General features: G+C 68.2%; 14 protein-coding genes and 1 pseudogene. 11 read left to right on the forward strand and 4 right to left on the reverse strand.

Going from position 1 to position 20616, the window contains the following annotated elements; genetic code table 11:
• The coding region (locus ASE86_RS16480) for a TonB-dependent receptor plug domain-containing protein (RefSeq protein WP_235524031.1) at positions 1–675 on the reverse strand (675 nt) is incomplete at its 3' end.
• 46 nt (positions 676–721) lie between these two features.
• Complete coding sequence (locus ASE86_RS09430; protein ID WP_056425094.1) at positions 722–2077, reverse strand: dicarboxylate/amino acid:cation symporter; 1356 nt, start codon at positions 2075–2077, stop codon at positions 722–724.
• 203 nt (positions 2078–2280) lie between these two features.
• Between ASE86_RS09430 and ASE86_RS09435 the strand changes: the two genes are divergently transcribed.
• The 8 genes from ASE86_RS09435 to ASE86_RS15970 all read left to right on the forward strand — a co-directional run bounded on the left by ASE86_RS09435 (position 2281) and on the right by ASE86_RS15970 (position 13403).
• Positions 2281–4044, forward strand: coding sequence for an ATP-binding protein (locus ASE86_RS09435; protein ID WP_056425095.1), 1764 nt, complete (start codon positions 2281–2283; stop codon positions 4042–4044).
• Complete coding sequence (locus ASE86_RS09440; RefSeq protein WP_056425102.1) at positions 4041–5360, forward strand: sigma-54-dependent transcriptional regulator; 1320 nt, start codon at positions 4041–4043, stop codon at positions 5358–5360. The genes ASE86_RS09435 and ASE86_RS09440 overlap by 4 nt, the downstream gene beginning before the upstream one ends.
• A 92-nt stretch (positions 5361–5452) precedes the next feature.
• Entirely contained in the window at positions 5453–6469 is a 1017-nt protein-coding gene (locus tag ASE86_RS09445) for a YeiH family protein (protein ID WP_056425105.1), read from the forward strand.
• Between the two features lie 118 nt (positions 6470–6587).
• Entirely contained in the window at positions 6588–7157 is a 570-nt protein-coding gene (locus tag ASE86_RS09450; RefSeq protein ID WP_056425108.1) for a TetR/AcrR family transcriptional regulator, read from the forward strand.
• Between the two features lie 59 nt (positions 7158–7216).
• Complete coding sequence (locus tag ASE86_RS09455; RefSeq protein WP_056425111.1) at positions 7217–8422, forward strand: efflux RND transporter periplasmic adaptor subunit; 1206 nt, start codon at positions 7217–7219, stop codon at positions 8420–8422.
• A gap of 5 nt (positions 8423–8427) precedes the next feature.
• Positions 8428–11652, forward strand: coding sequence for a multidrug efflux RND transporter permease subunit (locus tag ASE86_RS09460; RefSeq protein WP_056425114.1), 3225 nt, complete (start codon positions 8428–8430; stop codon positions 11650–11652).
• Positions 11645–13105, forward strand: coding sequence for an efflux transporter outer membrane subunit (locus ASE86_RS09465; protein WP_056425121.1), 1461 nt, complete (start codon positions 11645–11647; stop codon positions 13103–13105). The genes ASE86_RS09460 and ASE86_RS09465 overlap by 8 nt, the downstream gene beginning before the upstream one ends.
• A gap of 130 nt (positions 13106–13235) precedes the next feature.
• Complete coding sequence (locus tag ASE86_RS15970) at positions 13236–13403, forward strand: hypothetical protein (protein ID WP_156347084.1); 168 nt, start codon at positions 13236–13238, stop codon at positions 13401–13403.
• 39 nt (positions 13404–13442) lie between these two features.
• Here the strand turns inward: ASE86_RS15970 and ASE86_RS09470 are convergent, their stop codons facing one another.
• Positions 13443–15566, reverse strand: coding sequence for a peptidase domain-containing ABC transporter (locus tag ASE86_RS09470; protein ID WP_056425124.1), 2124 nt, complete (start codon positions 15564–15566; stop codon positions 13443–13445).
• Positions 15563–16792, reverse strand: coding sequence for an HlyD family secretion protein (locus ASE86_RS09475; protein ID WP_056425127.1), 1230 nt, complete (start codon positions 16790–16792; stop codon positions 15563–15565). Before ASE86_RS09475 ends, ASE86_RS09470 begins: the two co-directional genes overlap by 4 nt.
• Positions 16793–16926: 134 nt before the next feature.
• Here ASE86_RS09475 and ASE86_RS09480 point away from each other — a divergent pair, with 134 nt between their 5' ends.
• The 3 genes and pseudogenes from ASE86_RS09480 to ASE86_RS09490 form a co-directional block, all read left to right on the forward strand.
• On the forward strand, positions 16927–18279 hold the full coding sequence (locus ASE86_RS09480; RefSeq protein ID WP_056425134.1) for a TolC family protein: 1353 nt from the start codon (positions 16927–16929) through the stop codon (positions 18277–18279).
• 44 nt (positions 18280–18323) lie between these two features.
• Positions 18324–19895, forward strand: a complete 1572-nt coding sequence (locus tag ASE86_RS09485; RefSeq protein ID WP_200911500.1) for an alpha-amylase family glycosyl hydrolase — start codon at positions 18324–18326, stop codon at positions 19893–19895.
• Positions 19892–20616: pseudogene (locus tag ASE86_RS09490) on the forward strand (glycosyltransferase); the annotation flags it as partial. The gene ASE86_RS09485 and the pseudogene ASE86_RS09490, both read left to right, overlap by 4 nt.

The raw sequence follows: 20616 nt of genomic DNA on the forward strand, positions 1-20616 counted from the left end.
CGCCTGGAACTCGCGACGATGCGTGCCCTCCGCGCCGCCATAGCGCAGATCGACCTGACCGCCGTTGACGTTGCTCTTGGTGACTGTGTTGACCACGCCCGCGACCGCATCCGCGCCGTAGATCGCGGCGGCGCCGTCACGCAGGATCTCAAGACGGTCGATCCCGGCGACCGGCAGAGCGTTGGAATTGAAGCCCAGCACAGGCACGTTGCCATCACCGGCCTGCGATGTCGGGTGCTGGACCAGACGCCGGCCGTTCAGCAGGACCAGCGTGTTACCGACGCCCAGGTTGCGCAGGTTGATCGAATTGACATCCCCGCGCGCCGCGTTCGACGTCTGCGGATTGTTTGCTTCGTTGAAGGTGACGTCGCCAGCCTGCGGGATGGCGCGGAACAGTTCGTCGCCGCTCAACGCACCGGTCGCCTCGATCTGGTTGGCGTCGACGACGGTCACGGGCAGCGCCGCCGTGGTGCTGGCGCCTCGGATCTGGGTGCCGACCACGACCACATCCTGCGTCGGTTCGGCCGGGCTGTCGTCCTGCGCGGTAGCGGCGGCGATGCCGGGGACGGTTTCGGTCGTCTGCGGCGCAGGCGTGGTCTGCGCGCTGGCGATACCGGCCGTCACGAGGGCAAGCAGCCCCGATCCCGCCCGGAGGGCGGTGATGGTCTTGGTCATGATCTCTCCCCTAATCTTTTGTTTTGTCTTTGGTATTCGGCAGGTGTCAGGCAGCGGGCACGGTCACCAGCGCGTCGTCTTCGTCGATCGTCTCGGCGTCCGAAACGCGGCGGTTGTTCAGCACGTCATCCAGCCGCGCGCGGTCCAGCTTGCCTTCCCAGCGCGCGACCACGATCGCCGCGACCGCATTTCCGGTGAAGTTGGTGAGGCTGCGGCACTCACTCATGAAGCGGTCGACGCCCAGGATCAGCGCCATGCCCGCGACCGGCACCGACGGCACGATGCTGAGCGTGGCGGCCAGCGTAATGAAGCCGGCGCCCGTCACGCCTGCGGCGCCCTTCGACGACAGCATCGCGACGCCCAGTAGTGCTGCCTGCTCGCCCCAGCTGAGTTCGATCCCCGTCGCCTGCGCGATGAACAGCGCGGCCAGCGTCATATAGATGTTGGTGCCGTCCAGGTTGAACGAATAGCCGGTCGGCACGACCAGCCCGACGACGCCCTTGTCGCAGCCGGCGCGCTCGAGCTTGCCGATCAGGCTGGGCAGCGCGGCTTCCGACGACGACGTGCCGAGCACCAGCAGCAGCTCGGCCTTCAGATACGCGATCAGCTTCAGGATCGAAAAGCCATGCGCCCAGGCGACGAGGCCGAGGATGCCGAGCACGAAGATCAGCGAGGTAAGGTAAAAGGTCGCGACCAGCGCGCCCAGGTTGGCGAGGCTCGCGAGGCCGTACTTGCCGATGGTGAACGCCATCGCGCCAAACGCGCCGACGGGGGCGGCCTTCATCAGGATGCCGACCAGGCGGAAGACGACCAGCGTGATCCGCTCCAGGAATTCGAGCACAGGTTCGGCCGGCTTGCCGACCAGGCTCAGCGCAATGCCGAACAGGATCGCGACGAACAGCGTCTGGAGGATCGAGCCGGAGGTCAGCGCCGACGGCATCGTCGTCGGGATGATCTCGAGCAGGAACCCGGTCAGCGTCGTGTCGTGCGCCTTGCTCGCATAATCGGCGATCGCCTTGCTATCGAGCGTCGCGGGATCGACGTTCATCCCCGCCCCCGGCTGCACGACGTTGGCGACGATCAGCCCGACGATCAGCGCCAGCGTCGAGAAGAACAGGAAATAGGCGAACGCCTTGCCCGCGACACGCCCGACCGCGGTCAGTTCGCGCATCCCGGCAATGCCGGTGACGACGGTCAGGAAGATGACCGGTGCGATCACCATCTTCACCAGCTTGATGAAGCCGTCTCCGAGCGGCTTCAGCGCCGCCCCCGTCTCCGGCCAAACCGCCCCCAGCGTCACACCGAGCGCGATGGCGACGAGCACCTGAAAATAGAGGTGGCGGTAGAAGGGCACCTTGCGGAGCGCTTCCGCATCCGGCGAACGGTCTGGGATCGCGATCATACATCCTCTCGACTTGCGATGTCTGCGCACCGCGGCCTGGCAACGAGTGTATCGCGGCTTGGACGACCCGGCCAAGTCGCGTTCGATCGACCGCTATCTCATTGTTTTTGCTGGATGTTATGGTACGGATTGATGCTACGCCGGTGATTGCGTTGCGGGAAAAGCAGGTGCACCGCACGCATTCTGTGCGAATATCCGCACAGATGCCGAGTCGCCTCACCTCCCGCCGCTGGATCGCCCTGCCGCTGATCGTCGCTGCCCTGCTCGGGCTCGCGGCTTTGGCTGGTGATCGCTGGTCGCGGGCGCGTGCGACGCGGGCGACCGACACGACGGCGCTGGCGACGGCGCGGTCCCATGCCGCCTTGCTGGCCAGCGAGTTGCAGAAATTCCGCCTGCTGCCGCTGGTGCTTGTCGAATTCCCCGATGTCCGCGCCGCGATAACGGGATCGGCGGCATCGCAAGCCCGGCTGAACGCGCAGCTCGAACAGCTTGCGATGCGCACCGATGCCGCGAACCTGTACGTCATCGACGCGCGCGGGCGCACGGTGGCCGCCAGCAATTATCGCGCGCGGACCAGCTTCGTCGGCCAGAACTACAGCTTCCGCCCCTATTTCCGCGATGCGATGCGGCGCGGCGCGTCCGAGCTCTTTGCGCTAGGCACCGTCACCGGCCGCCCCGGCTTCTACCTCGCGCGTCGCGTGGACGCGGATGGCCGCGCGCTGGGCGTCGTGGTGGTGAAGGTCGAGTTCGGGGCGGTCGAGGCGGCGTGGGCGCGCTCCTCGGGCGCGAGCTTCGTTGTCGGTCCGCAGAATGTCCTCCTCATCACCAGCCGCGCCGATTGGCGATTCCGCTCGATCGGCCCGGTCGCGCCGGCGGTCGCAGCAGCCGCGCGCCGGACGCTCCAGTTCGGCATCGCCCCGCCGCTCCCTGCCCCGCTGGTGGTATCCGGACGCACCGCCATCGCCGGGGCGGATCGCTATCGTATCGGCGTTGTCGCCGCGCCGATCGCCGGTGCGCGCCTGATCCATCTGACGCCGCTCGCTCCTGCGCTCGCCGCGGCGCGCACGCTGGCACTGCTGTGGGGCCTCGGCGCGACGCTGTTCGCCGGCATCGTCGGAGCCATCGCCATTCGGGCGACGGAGCGACGGCGTTTGCAGCGCCAGGCCCATGCGCGACTGGAACGCGAAGTCGCGGCCAGGACCGCGGAGCTTCGCGAGGCGAACGACCGGCTCCGCGTCGAATCCGACGAGCGCGCCGATACCGACCGCCGCTACCGCGCCGCGCGCGAGGAACTGGCGCAGGCCAATCGGCTCGGCACGCTGGGCCAGATCACCGCCGGCGTGGCGCACGAGATCAACCAGCCGGTCGCTGCTATCCGCACCTTTGCCGAAAACGGTGCGATCCTGCTCGATCGCGGCTCGCCCGACGCCACACGAGACAATCTGCGCCGCATCGTCGGGCTCGCCGACCGGATCGGCACGATAACCGCCGAACTGCGCGGCTTTGCGCGCAAGCGCACGCCGGCGGGCGGCACCGCAACGCTGGCGGACGTCATCGACGGCACGCTGATCCTGATCGGCGAACGCGCCCGCGGGCGCATAACCGTTGATGCCGCCGACGCGGCGCGCGAGACCCGGCTCGCCGGCGATCGCGTGCGGATCGAGCAGATCCTGGTCAATCTCGTGCAGAACGCGCTCGATGCGATCGGCGAGGGCGCGGGGCACATCGTCATCACCGCAACGGCGGGCGTTGATACCATGACGGTCACCATCGCCGACACCGGGCCCGGCGTCGCGGACGACATCCGCGATGCGCTGTTCACGCCCTTTACCTCGAACAAGCCCGCCGGGCTCGGACTGGGTCTGGCGATTGCGCGCGATATCGCCCGCGAATTCGGCGGCGAACTGGCGCTGGCCCCGGACGGTCCCGGGGCCCGTTTCGTCCTCACGCTGAAGGTCGCGCGATGACTGACGTCATCTTCGTCGAGGATGACGAGCCACTGCGGTTCGCGACGACGCAGGCGCTCGAACTGGCGGGCTATAGGGTCCAGGCGCATGGCGACGCGCGCGCTGCGCTGGGTTCGATCCCGACGGACTTCGCCGGCGCCATCGTCTCCGACATCCGGATGCCGGGGATGGACGGCCTGGCCTTTCTCGAGTGCGTTCGCGCGGCCGACCCCGACCTGTCGGTCATCCTGATCACCGGCCACGGCGATGTCGCGATGGCGGTGTCCGCGCTGCACCGCGGCGCCTTCGACTTCCTAACCAAGCCGTTCGCCGTCGATCACCTGACCGCCAGCATCGACCGCGCGATCGAGCGGCGCCGGCTGGTTGTCGAGAACCGCCGCCTGAAGGCCGAGGCCGAAGCCGCGCAGTCCGGCAGCCCGCTGATCGGCGACAGCGCGGCGATGGTCCGGTTGCGCGCGACGATAGCGCAATTGGCCACCGCCGACATCGATGTCTTGATCGAGGGCGAAACCGGGACTGGCAAGGACCTGGTGGCCAGCCTGCTCCACCGGCAGGGTCCGCGCCGCGGCAAGCCGTTCGTCACGGTCGATTGCGAGGCGCTCGCCGACGGAGTCGCCGACATCGTGCTGTTCGGCCATGCCGCGGATAGCGTCCCCCACACACGCCTGTCGCGCGACGGCCTGATCGTGACCGCCAGCGGCGGAACGCTGTTGCTCGACGCGATCGAGTGCCTGCCGCTGTCCGTGCAGGCGAGGCTGTTGCGCGTGATCGAGGAACGCGAGGTCCAGCCGATCGGCGAGGCGCGCCCCGTCACCGTCGATCTGCGGGTTATCGCCACGACCCGGATCGACTTAACCGCCGCGGTCGCCGCCGGTACCTTCCGCACCGACCTGTTCTACCGCCTCGATTCCGTCCGCCTGCGCGTGCCGCCGGTGCGTGAACGCGATGGGGACGCGTTCCGTCTGTTCGCCGCCTTCGTCGAGGAGGCGCAGGCGCAGCTCGGCCCATTGGACTTCGTGCTGACCGACACCGTCAGCCGCCGCGTGCGCGACCATGACTGGCCGGGCAATGTCCGTGAGCTGCGCAATTTCGCCTTCGACGCCGTCCTGGGTGTCGCACCCGACTCGCCGCGTGCCCCGGAGAGCGCCGACCTGCCGACCCGCGTCGCCGCGTATGAGGCCGACCTGATCGCGGCGGCATTGCGGCGTCATGCCGGCCGCGTGGCCGCAGCGCTCGGCGACCTCGGCATCCCGCGCAAGACGTTTTACGACAAGGTCGCGCGGCACGGGATCGACCTGGACGCCTTCCGCCGGTGATGTGAAGCAGTCGGATCGCAGCGACCCCCTGCCCAAACCCCGCTCCACCTGATAACGCCGCTCGCGTGACCCAGACGCCCCGTTCCTACCCTATGGCCGCCGACCTATTCGGCGATATCGTGGAGGGCCCGCGCGTCGGGTGGCGGGAGCATCTGCCGGGGTTGGCGCTGGTGATGGCAGCGACGCTGGCGGCGGGGTTCCTGTCCGACCGCTACGGCGCACCGCTGACGCTGATGGCGCTGCTGATCGGCTTGGCGCTCAATTTCCTGTCGGCCGACAAGCGGCTCCATCCCGGACTCGGCTTCGCCTCGCGCGACCTGTTGCGCTGGGGCATCGTGCTGGTCGGCGCGCGAGTGACGTTGGGGCAGATCGCCGATCTGGGCCTGCCCGCGCTGCTGGCGATCGTCGCGGTCGTCGCCAGCACCATAACGCTCGCCGTACTGCTGGCCAAGCGGTTCGGTTACGACCAGTGGTTCGGGATGCTGGTCGGTGGCGCCGTCGCGATCTGCGGCGCGTCGGCGGCTCTCGCGGTCGCGACCACGCTCAGCACGCGGCGGATCAGCCAGGCCCAGCTGACTTTGGTCCTGATCGGCATATCGGCGATGAGCGCGACCGCGATGGTCGTCTATCCGATGCTCGCGCACGCCGCGCATTTCTCCGACGGGCGTGCCGGTTTCCTGCTGGGTGGCGCGATCCATGATGTCGCGCAGGCGCTGGGCGCAGGCTATTCCTATTCGCCCGAGGCCGGGCGCATCGCGACGATCGTCAAGCTGACCCGCGTTGCGTTGCTCGCCCCGGTGCTCGCCGTCCTCGCGCTGTTCCTGCCCAAGAGCGAGCGTGCCGCGGGCGGCCAGGGCGTGCCGTGGTTCGTCATCGGCTTCTTCGTCGTCGCCGGGATCAACTCGACCGGCGTGATCCCGCCGGTCGTGGTCCACGGCGCCGAGACGCTCGCCGGAGCGATGCTTGCCTGCGCCGTCGCGGCAACCGCGATCCGATCGCCGCTGCCGCAACTGATGAAGATGGGGTCGCGCCCGCTGATCCTGATCGGTTGCGTAACGCTGGTGATGCTGGGGTTTGCGGCGGTCGGCGCCGCGCTGGCGATTCGCTGACCGGCCGCGTCGCGCCGGAAAATCCCGCTATTTGCTGCACTTGCGAACAGCGCTTGACGCGTGACAACGCGAAAGATACCGGACGGTCGGTATCAACACCGGTAGATCGAATTTTCGCTTGAGTCCGCCAAACGCCTATGAACGAAAAAAGGATCCCGAAGGGGTCCGTGCTGCGATCATCGACGCGGCGATGGCGATGCTCGCGGAAAAGGGGCCGGCGCGCCTGACGATCGACGGCGTCGCCAGCGCAGCCGGCGTGACCAAGGGCGGCCTTTTCCACCATTTCCCGACCAAGGGCGCGCTGATCGACGGCGTGCTCGACGATATGACCGCCTATGCCGCGGCATCGATCGATGCCGAGATGGCCGACGATCCCGAACCGCACGGCCGCTTCACCCGCGCCTATCTGAACGGCGTGTTCGTCAAGCATTGCATCCGCGAGTCGGTTTCGTCGCACGCGCTGTGCCTGTCGATGATCGCCGATCCGACCTTGCAGGACCGCTGGGCATCCTGGGTCGAGGGGCAGGTGCATCGCCATGCCGCGACCGACGACAACACCGCGTGCCGGATCGTCCGGCTCGCCGCCGACGGCATCTGGCTGTCGACGATGCGATCGCCCGCGGGGGGCGCCGACGTATCGGCCGACGTCCGCGACGCGCTGATAGCGATGACCCGCGCGTCGCCCTGACATCACACGATTTCGTACCGCTTACCCCCCTTCCCGGCCGCCACCCCCGGAGACATCCCGTGCCCAACCGCTTCCGTAGCTCGATTTCGATCCTCGCCTTCCTCGCGCTTGCTGCCTGTGGCGGCGGCGCCGATGCCCCCGGTGGCGGTGCCACGGGCGGCGCGCCCGGCGGCGCCCCGCCGCCCACGCTCGTCGAGGCAGTGACCGTCCAGACCCAGACCGTCCCGAACATCGTCGAGCTGCCCGGCCGGATCGAGGCGGTGCGCACCGCCGAGGTTCGCGCGCGTGCCGACGGCATCGTCGAACGGCGGTTGTTCACCGAAGGCTCCGACGTCCGTGCCGGCCAGGCGCTGTTCACCATCGACCAACGCGACCTGCGCGCTGCGGTCGAGCAGGCGCGAGCAGCGCTGGCGCGGGCGCAGGCGGCGCAGGCCAACGCGCAGTCGGTCGTCCGCCGCTACACCCCGCTGGTCAACGAACGCGCGGTCAGCGGGCAGGAATATGATGCGGCCAACGCGACGCTGCGCTCCGCCTCCGCCGATGTCGCACAGGCCCGTGCCGCGCTGACGCGGGCGCAGTTGCAGCTCAACTACACGACCGTCCGTGCCCCGATTTCGGGTCGGGTCGGGCGGGCGCAGGTGACCGAAGGCGCGCTGGTCAGCGCGACGCAGGGCACGTTGATGACGACGGTCGAGCAGCCCTCGCCGATCTATGCCACCTTCACCGAATCCAACACCGCGCTGCTCGACCTGCTGGCGAACGAGCGCGGGGGACAGACCGACCTGAAGCCGCTGCGCCAGGTGGAGGTCCGCCTGGTCCTCGCCAACGGCAAGGATTACGGCGCCGTCGGCACGCTCGACTTCGCCGCCCCCTCGGTCGATCCGCAGACCGGTACGCAGGTGCTGCGCGCGGTGTTCCCGAACGGCGAGCGCCTGCTGGTCCCCGGCCAGTTCGTCCGCGGCCGCATCGCGATCGGCACGGCGCCCAACGGCATCCTGATCCCGGCGCGTGCGATCCAGTTCGGCGAGCGCGGCGCGAGCGTCGTGGTGGTCAACGCCGACGGCTCGACCGCGCCACGCCCGGTGCAGCTTGCCGGCCAGGTCGGTAAGACCTGGCTCGTCAAATCCGGCCTGAAGGCAGGCGAACGCGTCATCAGCGACGGCTGGCAGAAGCTGGCGATGATGCCCCCGGGTGCGCGCGTCCAGGTCAAGGGCGATCCCGCTCCCAAGGGCGCCCAGCCCCAGCAGCAGCCGGCAAAGAAGTAATCGCCATGGACAGCTTCTTCGTTCACCGCCCGGTCTTCGCCTGGGTCATCGCCGCCTTCGTCGCGCTGTTCGGCACGATGGCGCTCCTCAACCTGCCGATCGAGCAATATCCCTCGGTCGCGCCGCCGTCGCTGACGCTGACCTACAATTACAACGGCGCCGACGCCGACACGATGGACAAGAACGTTACCGCCGTCATCGAGCGCGAGCTGAACGGCGTCGACAATTTCCTGTACATGGCATCGACCAGCCGGGCGAACGGCACGGGCGAGATCGTCGTCACGTTCAATTCGGGCACCGACCTGGACGTCGCGCGCACCCAGGTGCAGGACCGCCTGAACCGTGCCGAGCCGCGCCTGCCTGAGGATGTCCGCCGACTGGGCATCCAGATCACCGACAATTCGGCCGGCTTCCTCGAAGTGCTGTCGATCCAGTCCAAGACGGGTAAGACGCCCGCGCTGGAGCTGGGCGACTTCGCCTCAACCAAGATCGTCAACGAAATCCGCCGCGTGCCCGGCGTCGGCAACGCGCAGCTCTTCTCGTCCGAAAAGGCGATGCGCATCTGGCTCGATCCGGACAAGCTGGCGGGCTTCAACCTGTCGCCATCGGACGTGCTGCTGGCGGTCCAGGAACAGAACAGCCAGACCGCGGGCGGTGGCATCGGCGACCAGCCGACGACGCCGGGGACCGACTTCGCCGCGAAGATCGTCACCCAGAACCGCTTCCAGACGCCCGAGCAGTTCCGCCAGATCATCATCAAGGCGAACACCGACGGCTCCACCGTCCGGCTAGGCGATGTCGCACGGGTCGAGATCGGTGCCGACAACTACCAGTTCAAATCGACGCTGAACGGCAAGGAAGTCGCCGGCGTCGCCGTCCAGCTGGCAACCGGCGCCAACGCGCTCGCCACGCGCGACGCGGTCAGCGAACGGATGCGCGAGCTGCAGCGCACCTTCCCGGAGGACATCACCTGGGAAGTGTCGTACGACACGACGCCGTTCATCGCGAATTCGATCGACAACGTGATCCACACGCTGGTCGAAGCGATGCTGCTCGTCTTCCTCGTCATGTTCCTGTTCCTCCAGAACTGGCGTTCGACGATCATCCCGGCGATCGTCGTGCCGATCGCGCTGGCGGGCGGGTGCCTGGGGCTGTGGGCATTCGGCTTCTCGATCAACACGCTGTCGCTGTTCGCGATGGTGGTGGCGATCGGCATCCTGGTCGACGACGCGATCGTCGTCGTCGAGAATGTCGAACGCATCATGGCCGAGGAAGGGCTGCCGCCCGCCCAGGCCACGATCAAGGCGATGGGGCAGATCCGCGGCGCGATCATCGGCATCACGCTGGTGCTGATCGCGGTGTTCATCCCGATGGCGTTCTTCCCTGGATCGACCGGCGGCATCTACCGCCAGTTTTCGGTCACGCTCGCCGTCTCGATCTTCTTCTCGGCCGTGCTGGCGCTGACCCTGACGCCCGCGCTGTGCGCGACGTTGCTAAAGCCCCACAAGCACGAGCCCGGCACGACGCCCGAGCCCCGCGCCGGTTGGCGCGGCTATCCGCAGCGGTTCTTCAACTGGTTCAACGACCGCTTCTCGAACGCGACGGATCGCTACATCGGCGGCGTCGGCACGATGTTGTCGCGCCCGGTGCGCTGGCTGGCCGTCTTTCTGGCGGTCCTGGGCGTTACCGCGCTGCTCTTCATGAACCTGCCCGGCGGCTTCCTGCCGGAGGAGGACCAGGGCTACTACGTCATCAGCTACGACGCGCCGGTCGGCGCGACGGCGGAGCGGACCCAGGCCGCGGTCAAGCAGACCGAGGAATTCCTGTTCCAGCAGCCGCAGTTCAGCAAGATGTTCTCGGTCATCGGCTTCAACTTCTTCGGCCAGGGTCAGTCGGCGGCGCTCTCGTTCGTGATGCTGAAGCCTTATGAAGATCGTGCTGGCGCCGAGAATTCGGTCAACGCGCTGATCGGCAAGACGTTCGGCGCGACCGGCGGGATCACGGGGGCGACGATCTTCGCGCTCAACCCGCCGGCGATCCAGGCGCTCGGCAATGCGACCGGTTTCTCGATGAAGATCGAGGATCGCGTCGGCAACGATCCGGCCGGGCTCCAGCAGGCAGTGGGTGCCATCCTGGGCGCGGCGTCGCAGAACAAGGTGCTGGCGGGTATCCGGCCCGAAGGACAGGCACCGTCACCGCAGCTGTACGTTGATATCGACCGCGTCCAGGCGCGGGCGCTGGGCCTACAGATCGCCGACGTCAACGCGACGCTCGCGATCAGCTTCGGCTCGGCCTACGCCAACGACTTCTCCAACCAGGGCACGGTCCAGCGCGTCTACCTCCAGGCCGATGCGCCGAGCCGGATGAAGGCCGAGGACGTGCTGGCGCTGCGCGTCCGCAATGCGCAAGGGTCGATGGTCCCCTTCTCCGCCTTTACCAAGGTGGCATGGGAATCCGGCGCGACGCAGCTTCAGCGCTACAACGGCTATCCGTCGGCGACGATTTCGGGCCAGGCGGCGCCAAGTCAGTCGTCGGGTGCCGCGCTGAAGGAGATGGAAAAGATCGCAAGCCAGGTCCTCAAACCCGGTTTCAGCTACGAATGGACCGGCACGGCCTATGAGGAAAAGCAGGCCGGCGGCCAGATCGGGCTGTTGCTCGCCCTGTCGCTGGTCGTCGTCTTCCTGCTGCTGGCCGCCCTTTACAACAGCTGGGCGATCCCGCTGTCGGTGCTGCTGGTGGTGCCGTTCGGGGTGCTGGGCGCGGTGGTGTTCACCATGCTGCGCGGGCTGTCGGCCGACGTCTACTTCAACATCGGGCTGATCACGATCATCGGCCTGGCCGCGAAGAACGCGATCCTGATCGTCGAATTCGCGATCGAGGACGAGGAGCATCAGGAGGGCGAAGGTACCGAGAAGGTTCGGGAAGCGACGCTGGAGGCATCGCGCCAGCGCCTGCGCCCGATCCTGATGACGTCGCTCGCCTTCATCCTGGGCATGGTGCCGCTGGTCATCGCCAGCGGTGCGGGTGCCGCCAGCCGCCACGCGGTCGGCACCGGCGTGATGGGGGGCATGATCACCGCCACCCTGTTCGGCATCTTCTTCACCCCCGTCTTCTACTTCGCGGCGCGACGCTGGCTGTCGCGCAAGGCCCCGACGTCGGTGGCGGCGGATCACGATACCCCTCTGCCCCCGCGCGACGACCGTTCGGAAGGAACCCCCGCCCATGCGTAAGGCCATCCTGCTCGCAGGCCTCGCCACGCTCGCCGGCTGCAACTTCGCGCCGAAGTACGTCCAGCCCACGGCACCCGTCGCCCCCGCCTTTCCGGAGGCGACGACGGGAACACGGGCAGCGACCGACATCGGCTGGCGCGAGTTCTTCGGCGATCCGCGGCTGCAGACGTACATCGCCGCCGCGTTGGCCAACAACCGCGATCTCGCCCAGTCGGTCGCGCGGATCGAACAGGCGCGCGCGCAGTACCGCATCACCGATGCCGACCGCCTGCCCCAGGTGGAGGGCGTCGCCGGGGTGACGCGCACGCGCCAGCCGCTCAACGCGCTCGGTTTCCCGACCACCACCACGGGCACCGACCAAGGCACCGGTACCGGCACGGGCGGCACCGCAGAGACGCCGACCAGTTTCACCTTCACGCAATATTCGCTGGGCGTGCAGGTGGCGAGCTACGAACTCGACTTCTGGGGCCGGCTGCGGAACACCGCGGAAGCGTCGCGTCGCGAATATCTCGCGACCGTCGAGGCCGAACGCGCGTTCCGCATCTCGCTCGTCGCGCAGGTCGCCGCCACCTATCTGCAAATCCGCGCCGGCGAGGAACAGATCGCACTTGCCGAGCGGACGCTGATCGGTCGGCGCGATGCCGTCACGATCGCGCGCAAGCGGATGGATGCCGGCGTCACCTCGACGGTCGATTTCGACCAGAGCCGCCTGCTCGTGACCCAGGCGGAAACCCAGCTCGCCGAGCTGCGCCGCACGACCGCGCAGGCGGAAAACCTGCTGACCGTCCTGGTAGGCGGGCCCATCGCCGGTCCGCTGCCGGCCGCGCGGCCGCTGTCCAATCCCGGCCAGTTCGTCGCGATCGAGCCCGGCCTGCCGTCGGCGTTGCTCGCCAATCGTCCCGATGTGCTCCAGGCCGAACAACGGCTGCGCGCGGCAAATGCGAATATCGGCGTTGCACGCGCGTCGTTCCTGCCGACGATCTCGCTGACCGGCCTGCTCGGCTTCATCTCGCCCGCGCTCGGCAGCCTGGTCTCCGGCGACTCGGTACAGTACCGGGTCGGCGCAAACGCCACGCAGCCGATCCTGACCTGGGGCAAGCGCAGCGCGGGCATCGCGCTGACGAAGGCGCAGGCCGACGAGCTGGTCGCGGCGTATCAGAAGGCGACGCAGACCGCCTTTCGCGAAGTCGCCGACGCGCTCGTCGCGCGGCGCCGCTATGCCGAGCAAATCGTCGCGCAGACGAACGCGATCGAGGCGCAGCGTCGCCTCGTCCGTGTCGCACGACTGCGCTACGACAACGGCCTCGCCATCTATCTCGAAGTTCTGGATGCCGAACGCAGCCTGTTCAGTGCCGAACAGCAGCTGCTCCAATTGCGCAGTGCACGGTTGCAGAACGACGTGTCGCTCTACACCGCACTTGGCGGCGGCTTGCGCGAAGTCTCCACCACGTGAGGAAGGGTTAACAAAGCGTTTCGGATCGGGACGACGGGCGATTTCTTAACCTGGGACAACTGCCGATTCGCGCGCTTAGATACTCCCACATCGACCGAACGGGATCGGTCGAGATCACAGGGAGCCTATCATGCGCGATCTTCGTACCACCGAACTCACCGCCGTTTCGGGCGGCACCTTTGGCCTGCTGTCGCGTCTGTTCTGCTACCAGCCGAAGCCGGTGAAGTGCGCGCCCGCCCCCAAGTGCGATCCGGCGCCGAAGTGCGAGCCGAAGTACAAGCCGCGCAAGGGCTGCTGATTTGATCGGGGCCGGCCGGACAGGACGGCCCCGTTTTCCTTACCCGATCGCCGCTCGCTGCGGCATGACCCTGCGTTCGACGACGGCTCGCCCGTTCGCGACGCGGATGACGATTTCCGCCCGGTCGATCAGTGCCGGGCGATGCGCGATCACGATCCGCGTGATCGGCAGGCCGGCGACCATGTCGGCGATGCGATCCTCGGTCTCCGGATCCAGGTTCGCGGTTCCCTCGTCCAGGAACAGCACGTCCGGGTCGCGGAAGAGCGCGCGCGCCAGCATCACGCGCTGGCGTTGCCCCGCGGACAAAGCGGCACCCATGTCGCCGATCAGCGTGCGATACCCCATCGGCATCGCGACGATGTCGTCGTGGATTTCGGCCAGCATCGCGGCACGTACCACGTCCTCCGGCTTTGCCGAGGCATCGAAGAACGCGATATTGTCCTCGATCGTGCCCGTCAGCAGGCAGTCGTCCTGCATGACCGCGCCGATCCGCGCGCGCCACGGCGCCATCGTCGCCGCGGTCAACCGCACGCCATCGATCGTTATCGTACCGCTGCCCGGCGACAGCAGGCCGAGCAGGACGCGCATCAGCGTCGTCTTGCCCGCGCCGCTCGGCCCCACGACGGCGACGAACGCGCCCGACGGGATCGTCAGGTCGATGTCGTCTAACACGGGGCGCGACGTCGGATCGTAGGTAAAGGTCAGATGCTCGATCCGCATCGCAGGCCCTGCCAGCAGGTCGCGGCGCGGGGCGGCGGGGAAGTCTTCCTTCGTCTCGGTCACGATATCGGAGAGGCGGTCGAGGTGCAGCCCGATCAGGCGCCATTCCTGGAACCGGTCGACCAGCGACACCGCGCTCGCCGCGAAACTGCCGCGATAGGACAGAAAGGCAAGCAGCGTACCGACGGTCAGCGCACCGCCGATGACCTGCAACCCGCCGATGTAGATGCACAGCACGAGCGCGAGATTGAACAACAGCCCCTCGCCCAGGTCGAGCCCGATGGCAAAGCGGCGGGTCTTGTACGACGCACGGATGACATCGGCGTAGCGATTGCGCCACCCGCCCTCGCGCTGCGCCTCGTGACCATGGATCTTGACGGAGCGGATCGCGCGGATCGTCTCCATCAGATAGCTTTCCTCGCCGGCGCGGGCGTGGATTTCCTCTTCCGACCGCCGCCGCAGCGCCGGATACATGCCCTGCGACAGTGCGATGTAGAGGGCGGTCGATACGATCACGATGGCGGTCAGGACGGGGCTGATGAACAGCATCACGACGATGGTGGTGACGACCAGCGCCGCATCGATCACGACGCTGGCGATCCCCTGTGCCAGCAATTGCTGGATCGGCTGGATCGATCCGATCCGCGACATCAGGTCGCCGATGTGGCGCCGCTCGAAATATGCCAGCGGCAGGCGGATCAGGTGGCGGACGACGTTGCCGCCCATGTGAAACGACAGCGACTGGCCGAGCGACAGCATCACCCATTCGCGCAACGCCTGGGTCACCGCGCCCAGCACATAGATCGCCCCGAAGCCGAGCATCAGCAGCAGCAGCAGGTTGCTGTCCGCCTGCGGAAACGCGTCGTCGATCGCGATCTGGATGTAGAAAGGCGTCAGCAGCGCAGTGAACTGCATCACCGCGGACAGTGCGACCACCTGCACCAGCGCGCCGCGATAATTCGTCATCCGGCTCCACAGGTCGCTGAGCCGCGTGCGGCGACGCGCCTCGATCGGCCGGAACGATGCGGTGGGCGCCAGTTCCAGTGCGACACCGGTGAAATGCTTGCTGACTTCGCCCAGCGGCAGGATGCGCCGGCCGGCGGCAGGGTCGAGGATCGTCGCCGACTTGCCGGGCTTCACCGCCTCCAGCACGACGAAGTGTTTCATATCCCAGTGCAGGATCGCCGGCAGCTGAAGCTCGGGCAGCTCCTCCAGTTCCAGCCGCACCGGACGCGGTGCCAGTTCCAGCTCGGCCGAGATCGCCATCAGCTGTTCGAGCGTCGCGCCCTTGATCGACGTCGGGAAACGCAGGCGCAGGCTCGCCAGGTTGACGCGGTGGCCATGATATTCGGCGACCATGGTGATCGCGGCGAGGCCGCATTCGGCAGCCTCGGCCTGCAACACGGGTTGCATCCGGCGGGCGGACAACCAGTCGAGGCTCATCGGATTAGGCTTTCACGGATCGGTGCGAACAGGAGCGCCCAGAGCGGCCGGCGTTCGAGGATCAGATCGCCCGACACGGTCATGCCCGGCCGGACCCCGGCCGCGGTTGCCGGCGCCGAGCCGATCGATGTGATCCGCACCCGCACGCGGAAGCTCGCTTCCTTGATGCCGAGCGCGGGATCGACCGCCGCCGGATCGACCGCCACGCGCGAGACATCGGTGACGACACCGCGGCCCGAGCCGTATTTCTGATAGGGAAAGGCGTCGAACCGCAGGCGGACCGCCTGCCCCGGCCGCGCGAAGCCCACCGCCTGGGTCGGGGCATAGAACCACGTCTCCAGCGTGCCACCATCGGGGACGACGGTCACCAGCGACGTATCGGGCGCGGCATGGCGGCCGGGCTCGGCGATCAAGTCGGCAACGCGCCCGGCGACCGGCGCGGTCAGCACGATGTGATCCGACCGCACCAGATCGGCACGCTGCGTCATCAGCGTCGATCGTTCGTTGCGCAATTGCGACGCGGCCTTGCCGGACGTCAGCCCGCCCTGCGACAGCTTGATGCCCAGGTCGGCGATCGAGCTGCGCGCCGTGATCAGCCGCTCGGTCAGGTTCTCGACTTCGCTGCGCCGCATCAGCAATTCGGCGCGCGCGGCATCGACCTGGCGCTGGGTGCCGGCGCCTTCCTTGGCGAGCCGCTGGCTGCGGGTCACCGATTTCTCGGCGAGGCCCACCTGCTCGCGCGCGATGCCGCGTTGCCGCTCCAGCGAGGTCACGCTTTCGGCTAGTCCGCGGCGCTGCTCCTCCAGCGCGCCGGTCTCGCTCGACGCCAGCCCCTCGGCGATGCCGAGCTGGCGGTCGATTTCGGCGATCTGGCGGTCGAGCTGCGCGATCTGTTCGGCCAGGCCGCGCTCGCCCTGCGCCAGGCCCAGTTCGACCAGCGGTGCGCCGGCCGCGACCTGTTCGCCCTCGCGGACAAGTATGCGCCGCACTTCACCGGCGCTGCGCGGATAGACGCGGGCGACGCCGGTGTCGTATGCGACGACGCCGCGGATGGGCGCGTTGGTCGCATAGCTGCCGAAGACCAGCAGCAGCACGATCGCGAGCGCGACCATCAGAATAACGCCGGTATAGATGCGGGCGGACGGCGGCAGCGCGGCGACGACGGTGCCCGACAGCCGCTGGCGCTGCGCGTCGATCGCCTCCTGCCTGAAAAGTGAATCGGTCAAGGCGCCCCGCCGCTCGAATGGATCATCCGTAGGGCGGCCTAGCAGCACGATGTCTAAGGCCGGGTTAATCCTGAACGACCAGGCTTTCCGGCGTGGAAACCATTCGTAAGGGGGCGGCGGGGTAAGGGCGGTCCATGACCCCGCGTTCCTATGTGTCGCTGATCGCCATCGGCATGACGTCCGCCTGCGCGCCGCCCGCGCGGCTGGCGGTGCCACCGTCGCTCTACAGCCAGGACTGGAGCGCGCGCCTGCCTGCCGATACGCCGACCGTCGCCGACCGGAGCCTGGGCGCGCTGCTCGCCGCACCCGAGCTCGACGCGCTGATCGCGACCGCACGACGCGACAGCCCGACGCTGCGCGCCAGCGATGCCCGCATCCAGCAGGCGGCGGGGCTGCTCACGACCGCGCGCTCGACCGCTCTCCCCGTCGTCAATGCCGCGATCCAGCCGAACGGCACCCGCCTGCCCGGTCAGCGCGAGCTGTTCTCGTTCGACCGCAGCTTCGCCAGCATCGACGCAAGTTTCGACCCTGACCTGTTCGGCCGCAATCGGGCCCTGCGACGCGGGGCGGCTGGGCGATTGCGCGCCGCCGAACTCGACCGCGCTGCCGCGGGCATCGCGCTGGAAGCGCAGGTTGCGCTCGCCTATGTCCAGCGCGCAACGCTGGCGCGGCGGATGACGTTGCTCGATTCGAGCATCGCGCAGGCCGCGGAGCTCGACCGGATCATGCGCATCCGCCAGCGCGAAGGCGACGCGACGCGCGTCGATGTCGGATTGCAGGCGATCCGCCTGAAACAGCTGCGCGCCGAACAGACCCGCCTGTCGGAAGCGCTGCAGGAAACGCGCACATCGCTTGCGGTCCTCACCGGCGCCGAAGCCCCGGGCTTCACTGTCGAGACGGGCGTGCTGGAGGACATGACCGCGCCGGCGCTGGCCGCCCCGCCCCCGGCCATCCTGATCGAACGACGGCCCGACGTGCGCGCGGCCGAGGCTCGCTTGCGCGCGGCGGGCGGCGACGTGACGGCGGCACGCCGCGCCTTTTATCCCTCGCTCAACCTGTCGGCGAGCCTGGTCGCAATCACTGCCGGGATCGGCCCGCTGGTGCCGTTCGCGCGGATCGGCAACGACCTGCTCGCGCCGATCTTTGCCCGGTCGCGATTGAAGGGCGACCTCGCGCTCAGTCTCGGCCAGCAGCGCGAGGCGGCCGAAGCCTACCGCCAGTCGGTGCTGGAGGCACTGCGCGGCGTCGAGAACGCGCTGTCCTCGATCCGCCACGCCCGCGAGCGCGAGGCGCTGCTGGCCGATGTGGAGATGGAGGCCCGGACCACTACCGCGCTCGCGCGGCGCCAGTATCTGGAAGGCGACGTCGATCTCCAGCGGCTGCTCGACGCGCAGGATCTGCTCATTTCCGCCCAGGACGCGCGGGCGGTCGCAATGCAGGAATTGCTGGCGGCGACGATCGCCCTCTACGCAGCGACGGCGGCTTAAGGCGATCGCAGGGAACCCTCGGGCGTGCGAGGGGTATGACCGCCATGCGATCGCCCCCCGCGCCGCGCCCTTGGTGGGAAAGCGGCACCGTCTACCAGATCTACCCCCGTTCGTTCCGCGATACGACCGGAGACGGCGTCGGCGACCTTGCCGGCATCATCGCGAAGCTGGACCATGTCGCGGGGCTGGGCGTCGACGCGATCTGGCTCTCACCGATCTTTCCGTCGCCGATGGCCGACTTCGGCTATGACGTCGCCAATTATTGCGATGTCGATCCGCTGTTCGGCGATCTCGCGACGTTCGACCGCCTGCTCGCCGAGGTCCATGCCCGCGGGCTGAAGCTGATCCTCGACTATGTACCCAACCATTCGTCCGACCAGCACCCATGGTTCGTCGACAGCCGGTCATCGCGCGATAATCCCAGGCGTGACTGGTATATCTGGCGCGATCTGGCCCCGGACGGTGGCCCGCCGAACAACTGGATCAGCGATTTCGGCGGATCGGCGTGGGAATGGGACGCCGCGACCGGGCAACATTACCTCCACGCCTTCCTGAAGTCGCAGCCCGATCTCAACTGGCGCAACCCGGCCCTGCGCGCGGCGATGTTCGATGTCCTGCGCTTCTGGCTCGACCGGGGCGTCGACGGGTTCCGCATGGACGTGCTGTGGCACATCGTGAAGGCCGAGGGGCTGCCCGACAATCCGCCGAACCCCGACTGGACGCCCGACCGGACCGAACGCGACAAGGTCATCCAGCGCTATTCGACCGACCAGCCCGAGGCGCATGCGATCGCTGCCGAGATGCGCGCGCTTGCCGACAGTTATGGCGCACGCGTGCTGATCGGCGAGATCTTCCTGCCGAACGCGGCGCACGCCCGCTGGTTCGGAACGCCTGAGCGGCCGGAGGTGCACCTGCCGTTCAATTTCCAGCTGATCGAGAACCCATGGGACGCCGCCGTCCTGAAACGGACGATCACTGAGTATCTGGCATCGCTCCCACCGTGGGGCTGGCCGAACTGGGTATTCGGCAGCCATGATGCGCCGCGCATCGCCGCCCGGATCGGGGAGGCGCAGGCGCGGGTCGCGGCCATGCTGCTGCTGACGATCAGGGGCACGCCGACGCTGTACCAGGGCGACGAGATCGGCATCGGCAACGTCCCCATTCCGCCCGAGCGCATCCGCGATCCGCAGCATCTGCGCCAGCCGACCATCGACATCGGCCGCGACCGGTCGCGCACGCCGATGCCGTGGGATACGTCGTCTTTCGCCGGGTTCAGCACGACCGAACCGTGGCTGCCGCTCAACCCCGACTGGCCGACGCGCAACGTCGCGGCGCAGGTGGATGACCCGCAATCAATGCTGTCGCTCTACCGCAGGCTGCTCGCCCTGCGCCATGCGACCCCGACACTGTCGATCGGCGAGATGACGATGCTCGACGCGCCTGACGGCTGCCTCGCCTGGCGACGCACGTACGAGGGCGACAGCCGGACGATCCTGCTCAACCTGACCGCCGCCGACGTCGCGATCGACTGGCAGGGCGCCGTGCTGCTCTCCACGCTCGACACGCCGGCCACGCCCGGCAAGCTGCGCGCTAACGAAGGACTGATCCTGCAATGAAGATCGCGATGCTGGCACCGATCGCGTGGCGCACCCCGCCGCGCCACTATGGCCCGTGGGAACTCGTCACCAGCCTGCTGACGGAGGCGCTGGTGGCGCGCGGCGTCGACGTGACCTTGTTCGCGACCCTCGACAGCCAGACCGCCGGTACGCTCGACGGCGTGGTCCCCGCTCCCTATTCCGAGGACCCGAGCATCGATGCAAAGGTGTGGGAGCATCGCCATCTGGCGCATGTCTTCGGCCAGGCCGACCGGTTCGACATCATCCACAACCAGGCCGATTTCCCCGCCCACGCCTTCGCGTCATTCGTCGCGACGCCGGTCGTGACGACGATCCACGGTTTTTCGTCCGATCGCATCCTGCCGATGTACGAGCCCTATCAGGACCGGGTGCACTACGTCGCGATCAGCGATGCCGACCGATATCCGGCGCTGCGCTATGCCGCGACGATCCACCACGGCATCCCGGTCAACGATTTCCCGTTCGATCCGAGCGGCAGCGACGACCTGCTGTTCTTCGGCCGCATCCACCCCGACAAGGGACCGAAGGAAGCGATCGCGGCGGCGCGGGCGAGCGGGCGGCGGCTGGATATGTACGGGATCGTCCAGGATGCCGGCTATCACGACCGCGAGGTCGCACCCGGCATCGACGGCGATCGGATCCGCTATCACGGCGCCGTCGGCGGCGACACGAGGGTGGGCGCGCTGGGCGGCGCGCGCGC

Source organism: Sphingomonas sp. Leaf33, from assembly GCF_001421785.1.
Lineage (GTDB): Bacteria > Pseudomonadota > Alphaproteobacteria > Sphingomonadales > Sphingomonadaceae > Sphingomonas.

Coding starts and splice junctions, on each gene's coding strand:
- ASE86_RS15970 (WP_156347084.1), top strand. CDS start 13,236: ATGCGCGATCTTCGTACCACCGAACTCACCGCCGTTTCGGGCGGCACC.
- ASE86_RS09460 (WP_056425114.1), top strand. CDS start 8,428: ATGGACAGCTTCTTCGTTCACCGCCCGGTCTTCGCCTGGGTCATCGCC.
- ASE86_RS09465 (WP_056425121.1), top strand. CDS start 11,645: ATGCGTAAGGCCATCCTGCTCGCAGGCCTCGCCACGCTCGCCGGCTGC.
- ASE86_RS09480 (WP_056425134.1), top strand. CDS start 16,927: ATGACCCCGCGTTCCTATGTGTCGCTGATCGCCATCGGCATGACGTCC.
- ASE86_RS09470 (WP_056425124.1), bottom strand. CDS start 15,566: ATGAGCCTCGACTGGTTGTCCGCCCGCCGGATGCAACCCGTGTTGCAG.
- ASE86_RS09440 (WP_056425102.1), top strand. CDS start 4,041: ATGACTGACGTCATCTTCGTCGAGGATGACGAGCCACTGCGGTTCGCG.
- ASE86_RS09445 (WP_056425105.1), top strand. CDS start 5,453: ATGGCCGCCGACCTATTCGGCGATATCGTGGAGGGCCCGCGCGTCGGG.
- ASE86_RS09430 (WP_056425094.1), bottom strand. CDS start 2,077: ATGATCGCGATCCCAGACCGTTCGCCGGATGCGGAAGCGCTCCGCAAG.
- ASE86_RS09485 (WP_200911500.1), top strand. CDS start 18,324: ATGCGATCGCCCCCCGCGCCGCGCCCTTGGTGGGAAAGCGGCACCGTC.
- ASE86_RS09435 (WP_056425095.1), top strand. CDS start 2,281: ATGCCGAGTCGCCTCACCTCCCGCCGCTGGATCGCCCTGCCGCTGATC.